General features: G+C 33.9%; 15 protein-coding genes. All 15 read left to right on the forward strand.

What is annotated here, in order from left to right:
* The first annotated feature begins 25 nt into the window (after nucleotides 1–25).
* The 15 genes from TMATH_RS01155 (at nucleotide 26) to TMATH_RS01220 (ending at nucleotide 16515) form a co-directional block, all read left to right on the forward strand.
* A complete protein-coding gene (locus tag TMATH_RS01155; protein ID WP_012268571.1) occupies nucleotides 26–526 on the forward strand; it encodes a PTS sugar transporter subunit IIB in 501 nt (166 codons plus the stop codon).
* Nucleotides 527–649: 123 nt separating this feature from the next.
* Nucleotides 650–1612: a phosphoglycerate dehydrogenase gene (locus tag TMATH_RS01160; RefSeq protein WP_012269745.1), complete on the forward strand. Its 963-nt coding sequence runs from the start codon at nucleotides 650–652 to the stop codon at nucleotides 1610–1612.
* Nucleotides 1613–1641: 29 nt separating this feature from the next.
* A complete protein-coding gene (locus tag TMATH_RS01165; RefSeq protein ID WP_009051961.1) occupies nucleotides 1642–2274 on the forward strand; it encodes a bifunctional 4-hydroxy-2-oxoglutarate aldolase/2-dehydro-3-deoxy-phosphogluconate aldolase in 633 nt (210 codons plus the stop codon).
* 126 nt (nucleotides 2275–2400) lie between these two features.
* On the forward strand, nucleotides 2401–3408 hold the full coding sequence (locus TMATH_RS01170; RefSeq protein WP_013149656.1) for a D-isomer specific 2-hydroxyacid dehydrogenase family protein: 1008 nt from the start codon (nucleotides 2401–2403) through the stop codon (nucleotides 3406–3408).
* A 194-nt stretch (nucleotides 3409–3602) separates the two neighbouring features.
* A complete protein-coding gene (gene gndA / locus TMATH_RS01175) occupies nucleotides 3603–5012 on the forward strand; it encodes an NADP-dependent phosphogluconate dehydrogenase (protein WP_012269743.1) in 1410 nt (469 codons plus the stop codon).
* 154 nt (nucleotides 5013–5166) lie between these two features.
* A complete protein-coding gene (locus tag TMATH_RS01180; protein ID WP_012269742.1) occupies nucleotides 5167–6510 on the forward strand; it encodes a TrkH family potassium uptake protein in 1344 nt (447 codons plus the stop codon).
* A gap of 14 nt (nucleotides 6511–6524) precedes the next feature.
* Nucleotides 6525–7178, forward strand: a complete 654-nt coding sequence (locus TMATH_RS01185; RefSeq protein ID WP_013149657.1) for a potassium channel family protein — start codon at nucleotides 6525–6527, stop codon at nucleotides 7176–7178.
* 163 nt (nucleotides 7179–7341) lie between these two features.
* On the forward strand, nucleotides 7342–7488 hold the full coding sequence (locus tag TMATH_RS11985; RefSeq protein ID WP_013149658.1) for a hypothetical protein: 147 nt from the start codon (nucleotides 7342–7344) through the stop codon (nucleotides 7486–7488).
* A gap of 28 nt (nucleotides 7489–7516) precedes the next feature.
* Nucleotides 7517–8833 (forward strand): xylose isomerase, encoded by a 1317-nt coding sequence (gene xylA, locus TMATH_RS01190; RefSeq protein WP_009051955.1) that lies wholly within the window; start codon nucleotides 7517–7519, stop codon nucleotides 8831–8833.
* Between the two features lie 14 nt (nucleotides 8834–8847).
* Nucleotides 8848–10350 (forward strand): xylulokinase, encoded by a 1503-nt coding sequence (xylB, locus tag TMATH_RS01195; RefSeq protein ID WP_013149659.1) that lies wholly within the window; start codon nucleotides 8848–8850, stop codon nucleotides 10348–10350.
* Between the two features lie 12 nt (nucleotides 10351–10362).
* On the forward strand, nucleotides 10363–11520 hold the full coding sequence (locus TMATH_RS01200) for a Gfo/Idh/MocA family protein (protein WP_013149660.1): 1158 nt from the start codon (nucleotides 10363–10365) through the stop codon (nucleotides 11518–11520).
* A gap of 47 nt (nucleotides 11521–11567) precedes the next feature.
* Nucleotides 11568–12638: a Gfo/Idh/MocA family protein gene (locus TMATH_RS01205; protein WP_013149661.1), complete on the forward strand. Its 1071-nt coding sequence runs from the start codon at nucleotides 11568–11570 to the stop codon at nucleotides 12636–12638.
* Between the two features lie 22 nt (nucleotides 12639–12660).
* A complete protein-coding gene (gene uxaC / locus TMATH_RS01210; RefSeq protein ID WP_013149662.1) occupies nucleotides 12661–14064 on the forward strand; it encodes a glucuronate isomerase in 1404 nt (467 codons plus the stop codon).
* 48 nt (nucleotides 14065–14112) lie between these two features.
* Nucleotides 14113–14772, forward strand: a complete 660-nt coding sequence (locus TMATH_RS01215) for a bifunctional 2-keto-4-hydroxyglutarate aldolase/2-keto-3-deoxy-6-phosphogluconate aldolase (RefSeq protein WP_013149663.1) — start codon at nucleotides 14113–14115, stop codon at nucleotides 14770–14772.
* Nucleotides 14773–14898: 126 nt separating this feature from the next.
* On the forward strand, nucleotides 14899–16515 hold the full coding sequence (locus tag TMATH_RS01220; protein ID WP_013149664.1) for a mannitol dehydrogenase family protein: 1617 nt from the start codon (nucleotides 14899–14901) through the stop codon (nucleotides 16513–16515).
* Nucleotides 16516–16527 lie beyond the last annotated feature (12 nt).

Below are 16527 nucleotides of genomic sequence, written 5' to 3' on the forward strand. Positions count from 1 at the left end.
GAAAAAAGAAAGGTGAGTGATTAAAATGGGAGAAATAGTGTTTGCTAGAGTAGATGACAGATTAATTCATGGTCAAGTAATGACCAAATGGGTAAAAGGATATAATTGTAATTCTATTTTTATAATTGATAATTCCCTTGCGAATGATGAGTTTATGAAACAAGTTTATATGATGTCTGCCTCAGCAGCTCATGTAGCACTGAAAATACTTAGTACAGAAGAAACGATAACATTATGGAAAAAAGATAAGTTTAACGGATTTAGAGTAATTTTACTTTATAAGGATATAATTTCGGTTAAAGAAACAATTGCCAATGGCTTGCCAATAAAAAAATTGAATATAGGAGGTATTGCTAAAAGCCAAGATAGGAAATTTATAATACCCAGTGTTAGCTTGAAAAAAGAAGAGTTAGAAATACTTGTGGAACTTGCGGATAATTTTGGCGTGGAAGTCTTTTTTCAAACAGTTCCAGATAGTAAAAGAGTTGATTTAGAGGATGCCCTAAAGTTATTTGGTTTAAAATAAATAAACACTACATTTTACTATTATAGACATGAACAAAATGTTAAACCAAGGTCATTAAAAATAAAATTCATAGAACACATAGATAGGTTTCTTTCTTTAAAAATAAAGGGAGGTTTAATAAGAATGAGGAAAAAAATATTGATTACGCCAAGATCTTTTGGGAAAAGTAGTAATCTCCCATTTGAGATGCTAAAAAAGTATGATTATGAAATTATAAAAAATGAATCCGGACAACCATATGAAGAATCACAATTGATTGATCTCATTAAGGATGTGGATGGTATAATTGTTGGTTTAGATAAGATAACAAGCAATGTGTTGAGAAATGCAAAAAAATTAAAAGTTATAACAAAATATGGAGTTGGCGTAGATAATATAGATGTTGATGAAGCAGAAAGAATGGGGATAAAGATTACTTATACGCCTGATGCAAATAAAGAATCTGTAGCAGATTTAGTTTTTGCTCTAATGTTGGGTTTAAGCAGAGAAATCATAAAGTTAGATAATATAGTTAGAAACAACCGATGGGAAAAAATAATTGGTAACGAAATTTATAAGAAAACAATTGGAATTATTGGGACGGGAGCCATTGGTAGATGTGTTGCCAAAAGAGCTACGGGTTTTGATATGAAAATATTAGCATATGACAAGTACCCTAATTATGAGTTTGCAAATAGCATAGGCATGAAATACGTTGATAAAAAAGCATTATTAGAAGAGTCTGATTTTATAACATTACATTTACCATTGACAGAAGAAACCTATCATTTTATAGATGAGGAAGAATTAGAAATTATGAAAGATACAGCTTATATAATTAATACTTCGCGTGGTGGAATTATAAACGAGAATGCTCTATATAACGCGTTAAAAAATAAAAAAATTGCAGGAGCGGCATTAGATGTTTTTGAAATAGAACCACCGATAGATAGTAAATTATTGAAATTAGACAATATAATTTTAACACCTCATTGTGGAGCATCTACCAAAGATGCGACAGATAGGATGGGAATTATGGCAGTGGAAGGACTTATCAGCGTATTAGAAGGCATGGAACCAAAATATCTTTATAAAAGGCAGAAATAAAATAATTTTAAAAAATAGGAGGTAGGAAGATGGAAAAACAACAAATAATTGAAAAACTTAAACAACTTAAAATTACAGCTGTAATTAGAAATAGTGATATAAACACAATGTTTTCTTTAGCTGATGCCTTAAAAAAAGGTGGTATTGAAGCATTAGAAATAACTGTTGAAGCGCCCGGTGCTATAGATGTAATCAAAGAATTAAGTAAAGCAAATAAATATTTTGTTGGTGCTGGAACAGTATTAGATGCGGAAACTGCGAGGGCTGCTATTATAGCAGGTGCAAAATTTATATTTACACCGGTTATGAGACTTGATGTAATAAAATTATGTAATAGGTATGGTATACCTGTTATTCCTGGCGCTACTACTCCGACAGAAATTTTAACAGGTTATGAAGCAGGAGCGGATTTTATTAAAGTTTTTCCTGCAGGAGTTTTTGGACCTCAATATTTAAAAGAAATTTTAGGGCCACTCAAACATATACCCATTTTTGTGACGGGAGGAATTAATAAAAATAATATTAAAGATTTTATTTTAGCAGGTGCAACAGGCGTATCCTTAGGCGGAGCATTAGTAGATAAAGAACTTATTGCAAAAGGCATGTTTGACAAAATAACCGAAAAAGCTATTGAGTTTGTAAGGCTGGTAAATCAAGTTTAGTTTACATGAAAGGGCATTGATTCAGCAGCAGGTTTAGCCTTATCAGGACTTAAGGAACCATCATAAAATTTAATATGACAGACAATACGTAATTCATTAGTAAATTAAATTTGGGAGGCATAAAAAATGGGTGTTAAAATTGCCATTGTAAATTCCAGCAGTTTTGGCAAGCATTTTCCTGAACATATTGAAAGGTTAAAAGCATTAGGAGAAGTCGAAAGATTTGAACTTCCCCACGATATGAGAGGGAAGGCTTTAGCGGAAAAGCTAATGGGGTATTCTGTAATAATTGCCAGTGTCAAGCCATATTACGATAAGGAGTTTTTTGAGCATAAAGACAAAACTCTTTTAATAACACGTCACGGCATAGGTTATGATACAATAGACATTAAAAGTGCTACTGAAAAAGGAGTTATTGTAACGAAAGTTGAAGGCATTGTAGAAAGGGAAGCTGTAGCCGAAAACGCTATTGCACTTTTACTAGATGTTATGAAAAAAGTAAGGTCTGCCTCACTTAAAGTGAAAGAAGGAAAGTGGGGGGAAAGAGCGAGCTTCATTGGATATGAAATAAAAGGCAAAGTTGCAGGAATTATAGGTATTGGAAATATTGGAAGCAGAGTTTGTGAAATCCTGAAATATGGGTTTGGTGCTAAAGTAGTGGCTTATGACCCTAATCTTTCAGCGGAAGAAATAGAAAAAAGGGGAGCAGAGCCTGTCACATTAGAGGAACTTTTAAAGAGGGCAGATATAATTTCTTTAAATGCTTCGCTAAATCGCGACAATTATCACATTCTTTCTCATAAAGAATTTGCCATGATGAAAAAAGGTACATTTATTGTCAATACAGCAAGAGGAGAACTTATAGACACAGAGGCTTTGATTAAGGCGTTAAAGGAAGGAATAGTTTTAGGAGCAGGGTTAGATGTTATAGAAGGGGAACCTATTGACGAAAATCATCCTCTTTTGGCATTTGACAGCGTCATAATAACGCCTCATACTTCTGCATACACTTATGAATGCCTAAAAGGCATGGGGGACAAAGTGGTTTCTGATGTAGAGAAAGTTTTAAGAGGAGAAATACCTGAAGGGGTAATAAATCCAGAAGTTTTGGAGGGTAGGCCATGGAAAATTTGATTTTTTCTGTTGATATATAAATAAAGAAAGCAAATAACAACCATTTATTGGAAATTATTAACGAAAAAGCAATGATACAAAAAATTAAATGTTACAATTATAGAAGAAATGAATAGGACAAAAGGGAAAGGGTATAATTCAACAAAGCCTTTAAAAATATGCAAGTAAACTATTTATATAATGGGAGGTAATGTATGATAAAAGCTGACATTGGTTTAATAGGCCTTGGGGTGATGGGACAAAATTTAGCATTGAATATTGCAAGAAATGGATATGCTGTCTCTGTATTTAACAAAACAGAGGAAAAGACGAGAGAGTTTATTGATGAGAAAGTAAAAGAAGAGAAAATTTATCCTTTTTACACATTAAAAGATTTTGTCGAAAGTCTAAAAAAACCAAGAAAAATTATACTTATAATAAAAGCAGGAACACCTGTAGATGATGTGATAAACGAACTCTTATCGTATTTAGAAAAAGGGGATCTTATTGTTGACAGTGGGAATTCTTATTTTATGGATACTTCCAGGAGGTTAAAAGTTTTAAAAGAAAAGAATATTTTATTTTTAGGCATGGGAATTTCTGGTGGAGAGTATGGTGCATTATATGGTCCTTCTTTAATGCCAGGTGGAACAAAAGAAGCTTATGAGTTGATAAAAGATGTACTTTTAAAAGTAGCTGCAAAAACAGAAGATGGGCCTTGTTGTACGTATGTGGGCAACGATTCTGCAGGGCATTTTGTAAAAATGGTTCATAATGGTATTGAATATGCTATTATGCAATTGATTGCTGAAGTGTATGATTTTATGAGGAAAATATTGAATATGACTAATGAAGAGATAGGGGATGTGTTTGAAAGGTGGAATCAGGAAGAACTTGATTCTTATTTAATGGAAATTTCTTATAAAATTATGAGATATAAAGACAAAGAAACTGGAGGATTTTTATTAGATTACATTTTAGATAAAGCAGAACAAAAAGGCACTGGAAAGTGGACTGCTCAAACTTCTTTGGATTTAGGAGTTCCTACACCAACATTGAATTTGGCGGTAGAGGCCAGAGTTATTTCTCATTACAAGGAAGAAAGAAAAACTTTATCAAAATTATATTCGAAAGAAAAGAATACAATCTCTGTGAATAAAGAAGAAATGATAGAGCATTTAAAAAAGACACTGCTTTTTGGAGTATTCATGTCATTTTCACAAGGATTATGGCTCATTTATGAAGCTTCAAAACAATATAATTATGGAGTAGACCTTAGCGAAATATTAAGAATTTGGAAAGGAGGCTGTATTATAAGAGCAAAAATTTTAGACTTTTTGAGGGATATCATCAGAGAAAATGAAGAATATGCAAATCTTTTGCATAGTGATAAGTCTATAGAATTTATTAAGGATAAATTAAATTCTGTCTATCAAGTTCTAGAAATTGGAAGAAATTATAGAATACCTCTCATGATAATAAATTCTGCAGTTGATTATTATTTTGCTTTAACAGAGGAAAATCTTCCTGCAAATCTTATTCAAGCCCAACGTGACTTTTTTGGAGCTCATACTTATGAAAGAGTCGATAAAGAAGGAATATTCCACACAGAGTGGGAAAAATAAGCCATGGAGAAGTTGCTCCATGGCTTTATAACTAAAAGAAATAGCATGATTGACTCGATGACAGTAATCTGCTATAATTTAAGCGTTGAAAATTTGACTTAGATATTTTAAAGAAGAAGTGGTTCCATAGGCTTCTTGCTTTTTTCATGGGAAGGTGATTTTTATAATAAAAATAAAACTAACACCTACTCAAGTACTTGCTTTAGGATTTGCGACTATTATATTAATTGGAACTTTATTACTAATGCTACCTGTGGCAACTAAAAGTGGAGAGAGAACAGATTTTTTAACTGCGCTTTTTACGGCTACATCAGCTACATGTGTTACTGGCCTTGTAGTTGTTGACACAAAAACATATTGGTCTGTTTTTGGGCAAATAGTGATAATGTTGCTGATACAAGTTGGCGGTTTAGGTATTATGACCATGTCAACGCTTTTCGCGTTGATCCTTGGTAGGAAGATAACCTTTAAAGAGAGATTGGTGATGCAAGAAGCTTTCAATACAAATAGCCTCGGAGGCATTGTGAAATTTGCCAAGTATATACTAATGGTTTCTTTTTTATTTGAAAGCATTGGCGCAATTATGTTGACTTTGAGATTTTTACCGCAGATGGGATTAAAAAAAGCAGTGTATTATGGCTTGTTCCATTCTATTTCTGCATTTAATAATGCTGGCTTTGATCTTATGGGGAATTTTAAGAGTCTAACGGGTTATGTTTCTGACTGGGTGGTAAACCTGGTCGTAATGGGTTTGATAATATTTGGTGGATTAGGATTTTACGTTTTGCTTGATATATACGAACATAGACATTTTAACAAATTTACACTGCATTCAAAAATTGTTATAACTATCACGTTGCTTTTAATTGCCATCGGTACACTGCTTATATTTTTATTTGAATACAATAATCCAAAAACATTAGGACCACTGGATTTTCCTACAAAAATACTTGCAGCATTATTTCAAGCTGTGACACCAAGGACAGCTGGCTTTAATACGTTATCGCTTTCTGACATGACTATAGCGTCTAAATTTTTGACAATAATACTTATGTTTATTGGAGCTTCTCCAGCTGGAACAGGTGGAGGCATCAAGACAACTACTTTCGCGGTTATACTATATACTGTGTTATCAGTTATACAAGGTGAAGAAGAGACAGTACTTTATAAGCGCACTATTAGCAGAAACATAGTCTATAAAGCTGTAGCTATATCTTTTATAAGTGTTTTTATTATTTTCTCCGTGACTATGGTTTTATCTATTACTGAAACATCCAACTTTTTGACTGTATTATACGAGACGACTTCAGCTTTTGGAACTGTAGGACTATCACTTGGGCTTACCCCCGAATTGAGTACAGTTGGCAGAATTATTATAATATTTACAATGTATACTGGCAGAGTTGGTCCTTTAACATTGGCGCTGGCATTGGCAAAAAGGCAGAGAAGGCCTAAACCTATAATAAAATATGCTGAAGAAAAAATTATGGTGGGTTAAATAGAGGTGGGACGATGAAACAATTCGTTGTTATTGGGTTAGGAAGCTTTGGCATAAGTTTGGCTAAGACTTTATATGAAATGGGCAATGACGTACTGGTTATAGATGAAGATGAAGAATTGGTGCAAGCTATGAATGGCTTGGTTACACATGCAGTGAGGGCTGATGCTACTGATGAAAATGTACTTAAGTCCCTAGGTGTGAAAAATTTTGATGTGGCTATAGTTGCTATAGGAAAGAACATGGAATCAAGCATTATGGTAACAATGCTTGTGAAAGAATTGGGAGTAAAATACGTAATAGCAAAAGCTCACAATGAATTACACGCGAGGGTTCTTTATAAGGTTGGAGCAGACAGGGTTGTTATGCCTGAAAAAGATATGGGCATAAGGGTTGCCAGAAATGTTTTTTCTAGCAATTTAATAGACCTTATTGAGTTTTCTAAGGAATACAGCATAGCAGAAATTCTTCCAATTGAAGAATGGTTTGGCAAAACGTTAAAGGAAATAAACGTGAGAGAAAAATATGGATTAAATGTCGTAGCGGTAAAAAAATTTAATGATGAAATCATTGTATCACCAGGGCCGGACTATGAGATTAATGAAGGTGATGTATTAGCTGTTTGCGGGAAAAATACAGATATTAAAAGATTTGAGATAAAAACATAGGATATAGGAAGAATTGTAGAAAAATAAAGCCATTGGAGTATATGTCACTCCGTGGCTTTATTTTTTTTATTTTTTTACTCAAAAAGGAGGATTTTTTTAATATACGTCGAATATATATAATATAAGTTTGTTGAATCAATAAACTATTGGGGTGGTTATATAAATGAAAAGAAAATTAAAAAACAGTGTCGGAATATGGGCATTTGGCCCTGCTGCTACAAGATTCGATCCTGCAGGATACCACACGGAGCTTTCAAATGAGACAATGGAAGCATATATTGCATGGCACTTGGAGCAAAGTTTTAAATAATTATATTTTCAAAAAGGAGGAAAATGACATGGAATACTTCAAAAATGTACCACAAATAAAATATGAAGGACCAAAATCAAACAATCCATATGCATTTAAATTTTACAATCCAGATGAAATAATAGACGGAAAACCTTTAAAAGAACACTTGCGTTTTTCAGTAGCGTACTGGCACACATTTACAGCCAATGGGACAGATCCATTTGGAGCACCTACAATGCAAAGGCCATGGGACCATTTTACTGACCCTATGGATATTGCCAAAGCGAGAGTAGAAGCAGCCTTTGAACTATTTGAAAAACTCGACGTACCATTTTTCTGTTTCCATGACAGAGATATAGCTCCGGAAGGAGAGACATTAAGGGAGACGAACAAAAATTTAGATACAATAGTTGCAATGATAAAAGACTACTTAAAGACGAGCAAAACAAAAGTATTATGGGGCACAGCGAATCTTTTTTCAAATCCGAGATTTGTACATGGAGCAGCTACTTCCTGTAATGCAGATGTATTTGCATATGCAGCAGCGCAAGTAAAAAAAGCACTTGAGATAACAAAAGAACTTGGAGGACAGAACTATGTATTTTGGGGTGGGAGAGAAGGATATGAAACATTACTTAACACAGATATGGAATTGGAACTTGATAACTTAGCAAGATTTTTGCACATGGCAGTAGAATATGCACAAGAGATAGGATTTGAAGGGCAGTTTTTGATTGAGCCAAAACCTAAAGAACCGACAAAACACCAATATGATTTTGATGCAGCAAGTGTACATGCATTTTTAAAGAAGTACGACCTTGATAAATACTTCAAATTAAACATAGAAGCGAACCATGCGACACTTGCAGGACATGACTTTCAACATGAATTAAGATATGCAAGGATTAACAACATATTAGGCTCTATAGATGCAAATATGGGAGATATGCTTTTAGGATGGGATACAGACCAATATCCAACAGACATACGAATGACAACCCTTGCGATGTACGAAGTCATAAAGATGGGAGGTTTTAACAAAGGTGGACTTAACTTCGATGCGAAAGTAAGGCGTGCCTCCTTTGAGCCAGAAGATTTATTTTTAGGGCATATAGCGGGTATGGATGCATTTGCAAAAGGATTCAAAGTAGCCTATAAGCTTGTTAAAGATGGTGTATTTGATAGATTTATAGAAGAAAGATACAAAAGTTATCGAGAAGGCATAGGAGCAGAGATAGTAAGTGGGAAAGCGAATTTTAAAACTCTTGAAGAATACGCATTAAACAATCCAAAAATTGAGAACAAATCAGGCAAGCAGGAACTACTGGAGTCAATATTAAATCAGTATTTATTTAGTGAATGACGGAGGGCTAAAATATGTATTTTCTTGGGATAGATTTGGGTACATCAGCTGTAAAGATAATTTTAGTAGAGGAAAATGGAAATGTAATAGGAAGCACATCAAAAGAATATCCAGTATATTACCCTCAGCCAGGCTGGTCAGAACAAAACCCTGAAGATTGGTGGAATGCCACAAAAGATGGCATACGTGAGTTAATAATTAAAACTGGTGTAAAAAATGATGATATAAAAGGCATAGGGCTAAGTGGACAAATGCATGGCCTTGTGCTTTTAGATGAGAACAACAATGTACTATTGCCTGCTATACTTTGGAATGACCAAAGAACGCAAGAGGAATGTGATTATATTACCCAAACATTAGGTAAAGAAAGATTGACAAAATACACAGGGAACAAAGCTTTAACCGGATTTACAGCCCCAAAGATATTATGGGTAAGAAAACATCGCCCTGATGTATATAAAAAGATTCATCATATACTTTTGCCTAAAGATTACATCAGATTTAAATTGACAAATGAATATGCAACAGATGTATCAGACGCATCAGGTACATTGTTATTTGATGTAGAAAATAGAAAATGGTCAAAAGACATGCTAGATGCATTAGACATACCTTATAATTGGATGCCAAAATGTTATGAATCTACGGAGGTAACTGGATATGTCACAAAAGACGTAGCTGATTTAACAGGATTAAAAGAAGGAACAATAGTTGTAGGCGGAGGAGGAGACCAAGCCAGTGGAGCAGTAGGGACAGGAACAGTAAAAAGTGGCATAGTATCAGTTGCACTTGGCACTTCAGGAGTTGTATTTGCAAGTCAAGACAAATATGTAGTAGATGAAGAAAACAGATTACACTCTTTCTGTCATGCTAATGGCAAATGGCATGTAATGGGAGTAATGCTCTCAGCAGCCGCTTGTTTAAAATGGTGGATAGATAACATAATTAACTTTAATGGTTCTTCTATAACATATGAAAAGCTTTTAGAAGAAGCAGGAAAAGTAACACCAGCCAGTGGCGGACTAATATTTTTACCCTATCTAATGGGGGAAAGAACTCCATACAGTGACCCCTACGCAAGAGGAAGTTTTATAGGATTAAACATGACACACAATAGAGGGCATATAACAAGAGCAATACTTGAAGGTGTAGCATTTGGGCTTAGAGATTCACTTGAGATAATAAAAGAACTCAATATACCGGTAAATGAAGTAAGAGTAAGCGGTGGTGGTGCAAAAAGCGTATTGTGGAGACAAGTACTTGCAGATATTTTCGGTGTCAGAGTAGACATGGTAAATGCAACTGAAGGACCAGCTTTTGGCGCAGCAATAATGGCGGCTGTAGGATATGGAATATTTAAAGATGTTGAGGAGGCGACTAGTGAACTCATCAAAGTCAATGACAGTGTGTATCCGATTGAGGAAAATAAAGATAAATATAATGAGGTTTATAAAATTTATAGAAATTTATACTATACATTAAAAGATACGTTTAAAGATGTGTCTGGTATAGAATAGGGGGAAAATTGAATGATAAAAGTAGCAATTATTGGTACTGGTAATATTTCTCCTCAGCATATTCAAGGATATCTACAATTTTCAGATAGGTGCAAAATTGTTGCTCTGGCAGATATATATCCCGAGAAAGCAAGAGATAAAAAAGAAAGATTTAATCTTGAAGATGCCGACGTATATGACGATTATAAAAAAGTATTAGAGAGAAATGATATAGATTTGATAGATATATGTACGCCACCTTATACACATGCTGAAATAGCAGTAAATGCATTAAATACTGGAAAACATGTATTAGTTGAAAAACCAATGGCATCATCTCTTGAAGAATGTGATAAGATGATCAAAGCGTCAGAAAAGAATAATAAATTACTTTCAGTTGTGGCACAAAATCGCTTTACAACGCAATTTATGAAATTAAAACATGTTGTTGATTCTGGTTTAGCAGGAGATATTGTGCATGCTCAAGTAGATTCACTTTGGTGGAGAGGCTATTCTTATTACGATTTATGGTGGAGAGGAACATGGGAAAGAGAAGGTGGTGGATGCACCTTAAATCATGCTATCCATCATATTGACATGTTGCTTTGGCTAATGGGAATGCCAGAAGAAGTTCAGGCAGTAATGAACAATGTTGCGCATGAAAATGCAGAAGTAGAGGATATTTCAATTGCAATACTTAAATATAAAAATGGAGCTGTTGGACAAATTACCAGTTCAGTTATTCATCATGGAGAAGAACAGCAAATTGTTCTTCAAGGTAAAAAAGCAAGAATTTCTGCTCCATGGAAGGTCTATGCTTCTATTCCGTCGAGTAATGGATTTCCAGCTGGAAGAGATGAAAAATTAGAAAAAGAATTGCAGGATTTTTACAATAAACTTCCTGACCTTAAATATAAGGGCCATACTGCTCAGATAAATGATGTTTTGAATGCTATAGAAATGAAACAGGATGTATTGGTTTCAGGAAAGGATGGGAGAAATGCACTAGAGCTTATAACTGCTATTTATGAGTCTGCAAGCACTGAACAACCCGTAAAGCTTCCTCTTTCTGAAAGAGATCCTTTTTATACTGTGTTAGGTATAAGGGCTAATGTTCCTTATTTTTATAAAAAGAAAACTTTTATTGAAAATTTTGATGATGAAAACATAACATTCGGAAGAATTATATGAGGTAAAGGATTGGTGTATTTTGCATATATAAGAGGAGGATTTTATTAATGAGCAAAGAAAGTGGCATGTATTATATGCCAGAAAGCCAGGCAAGGAAAGTATGCAATGAAGGAGATTTTATTTTCGCTGCAATAGGTTTGGATCATGGACATATTTATGGAATGACCAAAGGTTTAATAGAAGCGGGAGCACAACTAAAATGGGTTTATGATCTAGACACTGTAAAAGTCGAAGCTTTTTGCAGAGCATATCCTCAGGTTAAAAAGGCACGTAGTGAGGATGAAATATTAGAGGATGATTCAGTACATTTAGTTGCAAGTGCAGCAATACCTTCTGAGAGATGTAGTCTGGGTTTAAGAGTAATGGAAGCAGGAAAAGATTATTTTGCTGATAAACCTCCATTAACTACTATGGAGCAACTTGAACGAGCTAAAAAGAAAGTTAAGGAAACAAAAAGGAAATATGCAGTGTATTATGGTGAACGCTTGCACAATGAAGGAGCTGTATTTGCAGGACAACTAGTAAAACAAGGTGCTATAGGGAGAGTGTTGCAAGTAATTGGCATGGGACCTCATCGTGAGGGGAAGGGAAGACCTGATTGGTTTTACGACAAAGAAAAATATGGTGGCATTTTGTGTGATATAGGAAGCCATCAAATAGAACAATTTTTATATTATACTGGCGCAAAGGATGCAGAAGTTCAAATAGCGAGAGTTGCGAATTATAATCATAAACAATATTCTAACTTTGAAGATTTTGGCGATGTTTTATTAGTTGGTGATAATGGAGCTACTGGATATTTCAGAGTTGATTGGTTTACTCCTGATGGTCTTGGTACGTGGGGAGATGGACGATTATTTATTTTGGGAACAGAAGGGTATGTTGAGGTGAGGAAGTATATAGATGTAGCTAGAGAAGGAACAGGAGATCATGTTTATATTGCTAATAAGGATGGAGAGCGATATTTTCATGTAAAAGGTAAAGTAGGTTTTCCTTTCTTTGGGGAGTTAATATTGGATTGTTTAAATAGGACAGAAAATGCAATGTCTCAGGCACATATTTTTAGGACAATTGAACTTGCTTTAAAAGCTCAAAATAGTGCAATAAAAATAGAATAATAAAAAAGAGAAGGGATAAAAGATGAAAAACTTTATGGATGAAAACTTTTTACTCACAAATGATATAGCAGTAACGCTGTATCACCAATATGCCAGAAACATGCCAATTTATGACTTTCATTGCCATTTAAGTCCAAAAGAAATATATGAAAATAAAAGATTTAAAAACATCACTGAAATATGGCTATATGGTGACCACTACAAGTGGAGACTTATGAGAGCTAATGGAATAGATGAAAAATATATTACAGGAAATGCTGATGATTACGATAAATTTATGGCATATGCCAAAACAATACCCATGGCAATAGGGAATCCAGTTTACCATTGGACTCATTTAGAATTACAAAGATATTTTGGAATATATGACCTTTTAAATGAAAAAACAGCAAAATCCATTTGGGAAAGAGCGAATGAAGTTATAAATCATGATGACTTTAACGTAAGGAACATAATAAAAAAATCAAATGTCAAAATCATAATAACAACAGATGACCCGACGGACTCATTAGAATACCATATTAAGCTAAAAGAACAAAACGAATTTGATGTAAAAGTTTTACCTGCATTTCGTCCAGATAAAGGTTTAGGAATTGAAAAAGAAGATTTTATTCCATGGCTAAAAAAATTAGAAGAAGTCACAGGAAAAGAAATAAATAATTACGAGGACTTTTTACAAGCCCTTGAAAAGAGGATAGAATTTTTTCACACAGTAGGATGCAGAATCTCAGACCATGCTTTAGATTACGTATTTTATCAAAAATCATCAAAACAAGAAGTAGAGAAAATATTTAAAAAAGCATTAATAAGACAGCATTTAACAAAAGAAGAAATAGATAGTTTCAAAACTTACACCTTAATATTTTTAGGCAAAAAATATGCTGAATTAAAATGGGTGATGCAATTACACATTGGAGCAATGAGGAACAACAATACAAAAATGTATAAAGTACTTGGACCAGACACAGGGTATGACTCAATAAGCGATTTTGCAATTGCATATCCTTTAGCAAGACTTTTAGACGCTCTTGAAGTAGAGGATTCTTTGCCAAAAACTATTTTATACACATTAAACCCTGCAGCAAACTATGTAATAGCAACAATGATAGGAAACTTTCAAGGCGGGAAAATAGCAGGGAAAATGCAATTTGGCACTGCATGGTGGTTTAATGACAACAAGGATGGCATGATAGAGCAGATGAAAGCACTTGCAAACACAGGTTTATTAAGCCGGTTTATTGGGATGGTGACAGACTCAAGAAGCTTTTTATCCTACACACGGCATGAATATTTTAGACGAATTCTTTGCAATTTGCTTGGTGAATGGGTAGAAAATGGAGAAGTTCCAAATGATATAGAACTGCTGGGCAAGATAGTTCAGGATATTTCATTTAATAATGCCAAAGAGTATGTGGGAATTATCTAGTTTTCTATAAAATTATAATAATTTCTCTAAAAGGGATGGCGAAACAATATGAGTATGAATAAGTGGGAAGTGTTAGAGACAATTATGCAGGAAGGTATTATAGCAGTAATAAGGTCTGAAACGAAAGAGAAAGCTATAAAAGTTGCAGAGGCTTTAAAAAAAGGTGGTATAAAAATATTGGAAATTACAATGACCGTGCCGGGTTCCATAGATATTATTAAAGAATTATCAGAGAAATATAAAAGCCAAGATATTATCATAGGAGCTGGAACAGTTCTTGATAGAGAAACGTCAAGACTTTCCATACTCTCAGGTGCTCGTTTTATTGTAAGCCCGCATCTTGATATTGAAATTATAAAACTGTGTAACATATATAAAATACCTGTTATTCCTGGTATATCGTCAGTAAAAGATATAATTAAGGCATTAGAATATGGAGTAGATATAATGAAATTATTTCCTGGTGAAATTATGGGGCTCCAAGCGATAAAAGCATTTAAAGGACCTATTCCACAAGCTGACTTTATACCAACAGGAGGAGTAAACCTAAATAATTTAAAAGATTGGATAAAAGCCGGAGCAGTTGCAGTAGGTGTGGGAAGCAATTTAACAAAGGGTCAAGAAGAGGAAAATTATGAATTAATCGAAAAAACGGCAGAGGAATATGTCAAAGAAGTAAAAAGAGTGAAAGCACAAATGAAGATATAAAATATTTAACTTAGATAAATGCAAAAATATGAGTTAAAGGAAAATTGTTTAAATAATATCGTTCTTTGTTAATAAGCGCTATGCTATTGTAAAAGAATATCTATATGATAGAGGAGGAAAATTTTAATGCTTTTAACCAGAGATGGCATCAAGGACATTGACAGATGGCGCCATGCAGGTATAAAGCTTCCAAACTATGATGTAGAAAAAATAGCAGAGAAAACCAAACAAAATCCCACATGGTTACACTTTGGTGCAGGAAACATTTTTAGAGGATTTATCGCATTGTTACAGCAAGATCTTTTGGACAAAGGTCTTACGGAGACAGGAATAATTGCTATAGAATCTTACGATTATGAGATAATTGAAAAAGTATACATTCCTTATGACAATTTAAGCCTATTGGTGATTATGCACGCTGATGGCACTCTCGAAACGGAGGTAATAGGCAGTATAAGTGACAAAATATTAGCAGATCCGTGGAGTCAAGATTGGACAAAACTCAAGAACATATTTACAAATCCCTCCTTACAGATAGCAAGCTTTACAATAACTGAAAAAGCCTACAACCTAAAAGACTTTTCAGGAGAATACATCAAAGAAGTAAAAGAAGACATACAAAAAGGGCCAGAAAAACCTAGAAACATCATTTCAAAAATTACCTCACTAGTCTATGAAAGATATTTAAAAGGGAAATATCCTATTGCACTTGTAAGTCTAGATAACTTCTCAGGAAATGGAGAAAGACTTTTCGGATCAGTGAAAACAATCACAGAAGAATGGATAAAAAAAGGAATGATTGAAGAAAAATTTTTAGATTATCTTACAAATCCATCAAAAGTATCTTTCCCCTTAACTATGATAGACAAAATAGTGCCAAGGCCTTCAGAAGAAGTAAAGAAAAAATTAGAAGGCCTCGGCTTAGAAAAAATGGATATAATTAAGACAAATAAAAATACTGTAATAGCACCTTTTGTTAACGCAGAAAAAATACATTACTTAGTAATAGAAGACAAATTCCCTAATGGAAGGCCTCCATTAGAAGAGGCAGGAGTAATTTTTACAGATAAAGAAACAGTAGAAAAAGTAGAGAGAATGAAAGTGACAACCTGTTTAAATCCTTTGCATACAACATTAGCGATTTTTGGTTGTTTGTTAAACTATAGCACAATAGCCGAAGAAATGGAAGACCCCTGTTTAAAAAAACTAGTTGAAAAAATAGGGTATGACGAAGGGCTTCCAGTTGTAGTTCATCCGGGTGTATTGGACCCAAAAGAATTCTTGAGAGAAGTAATAGAAATAAGATTTCCAAATCCATATATGCCGGATACACCGCAAAGAATTGCTACAGACACATCACAAAAAATGGCAATAAGATTTGGAGAGACGATAAAATCTTACGAGCAAAGAGAAGACTTAAACGTTACAGATTTAAAATACATTCCACTTGTCATAGCAGGATGGTGTAGATACTTAATGGGTGTAGATGATGAAGGAAGACCAATGACATTGAGTCCAGACCCCTTATTAGAAGATTTAAAATCCCACGTTTCAAATATAAAATTAGGAGATATAGAGTCAGTAAAAGACAATTTAAGACCTGTTCTTTCAAATAAGCACATTTTTGGATTAAATCTCTATGAAGTAGGATTGGGAGAAAAAATAGAGAACTACTTTAAAGAACTAATTGCTGGCCCTGGAGCAGTAAGGAAAACACTAAGAAAATATCTAGAATGTGAATAATTCATAAAATGG

The organism is Thermoanaerobacter mathranii subsp. mathranii str. A3 (assembly GCF_000092965.1).
Taxonomy (GTDB): domain Bacteria; phylum Bacillota; class Thermoanaerobacteria; order Thermoanaerobacterales; family Thermoanaerobacteraceae; genus Thermoanaerobacter; species Thermoanaerobacter thermocopriae.

Coding starts and splice junctions, on each gene's coding strand:
- TMATH_RS01155 (WP_012268571.1), top strand. CDS start 26: ATGGGAGAAATAGTGTTTGCTAGAGTAGATGACAGATTAATTCATGGT.
- TMATH_RS01160 (WP_012269745.1), top strand. CDS start 650: ATGAGGAAAAAAATATTGATTACGCCAAGATCTTTTGGGAAAAGTAGT.
- TMATH_RS01165 (WP_009051961.1), top strand. CDS start 1,642: ATGGAAAAACAACAAATAATTGAAAAACTTAAACAACTTAAAATTACA.
- TMATH_RS01170 (WP_013149656.1), top strand. CDS start 2,401: ATGGGTGTTAAAATTGCCATTGTAAATTCCAGCAGTTTTGGCAAGCAT.
- gndA (WP_012269743.1), top strand. CDS start 3,603: ATGATAAAAGCTGACATTGGTTTAATAGGCCTTGGGGTGATGGGACAA.
- TMATH_RS01185 (WP_013149657.1), top strand. CDS start 6,525: ATGAAACAATTCGTTGTTATTGGGTTAGGAAGCTTTGGCATAAGTTTG.
- TMATH_RS11985 (WP_013149658.1), top strand. CDS start 7,342: ATGAAAAGAAAATTAAAAAACAGTGTCGGAATATGGGCATTTGGCCCT.
- xylA (WP_009051955.1), top strand. CDS start 7,517: ATGGAATACTTCAAAAATGTACCACAAATAAAATATGAAGGACCAAAA.
- xylB (WP_013149659.1), top strand. CDS start 8,848: ATGTATTTTCTTGGGATAGATTTGGGTACATCAGCTGTAAAGATAATT.
- TMATH_RS01200 (WP_013149660.1), top strand. CDS start 10,363: ATGATAAAAGTAGCAATTATTGGTACTGGTAATATTTCTCCTCAGCAT.
- TMATH_RS01205 (WP_013149661.1), top strand. CDS start 11,568: ATGAGCAAAGAAAGTGGCATGTATTATATGCCAGAAAGCCAGGCAAGG.
- uxaC (WP_013149662.1), top strand. CDS start 12,661: ATGAAAAACTTTATGGATGAAAACTTTTTACTCACAAATGATATAGCA.
- TMATH_RS01215 (WP_013149663.1), top strand. CDS start 14,113: ATGAGTATGAATAAGTGGGAAGTGTTAGAGACAATTATGCAGGAAGGT.
- TMATH_RS01220 (WP_013149664.1), top strand. CDS start 14,899: ATGCTTTTAACCAGAGATGGCATCAAGGACATTGACAGATGGCGCCAT.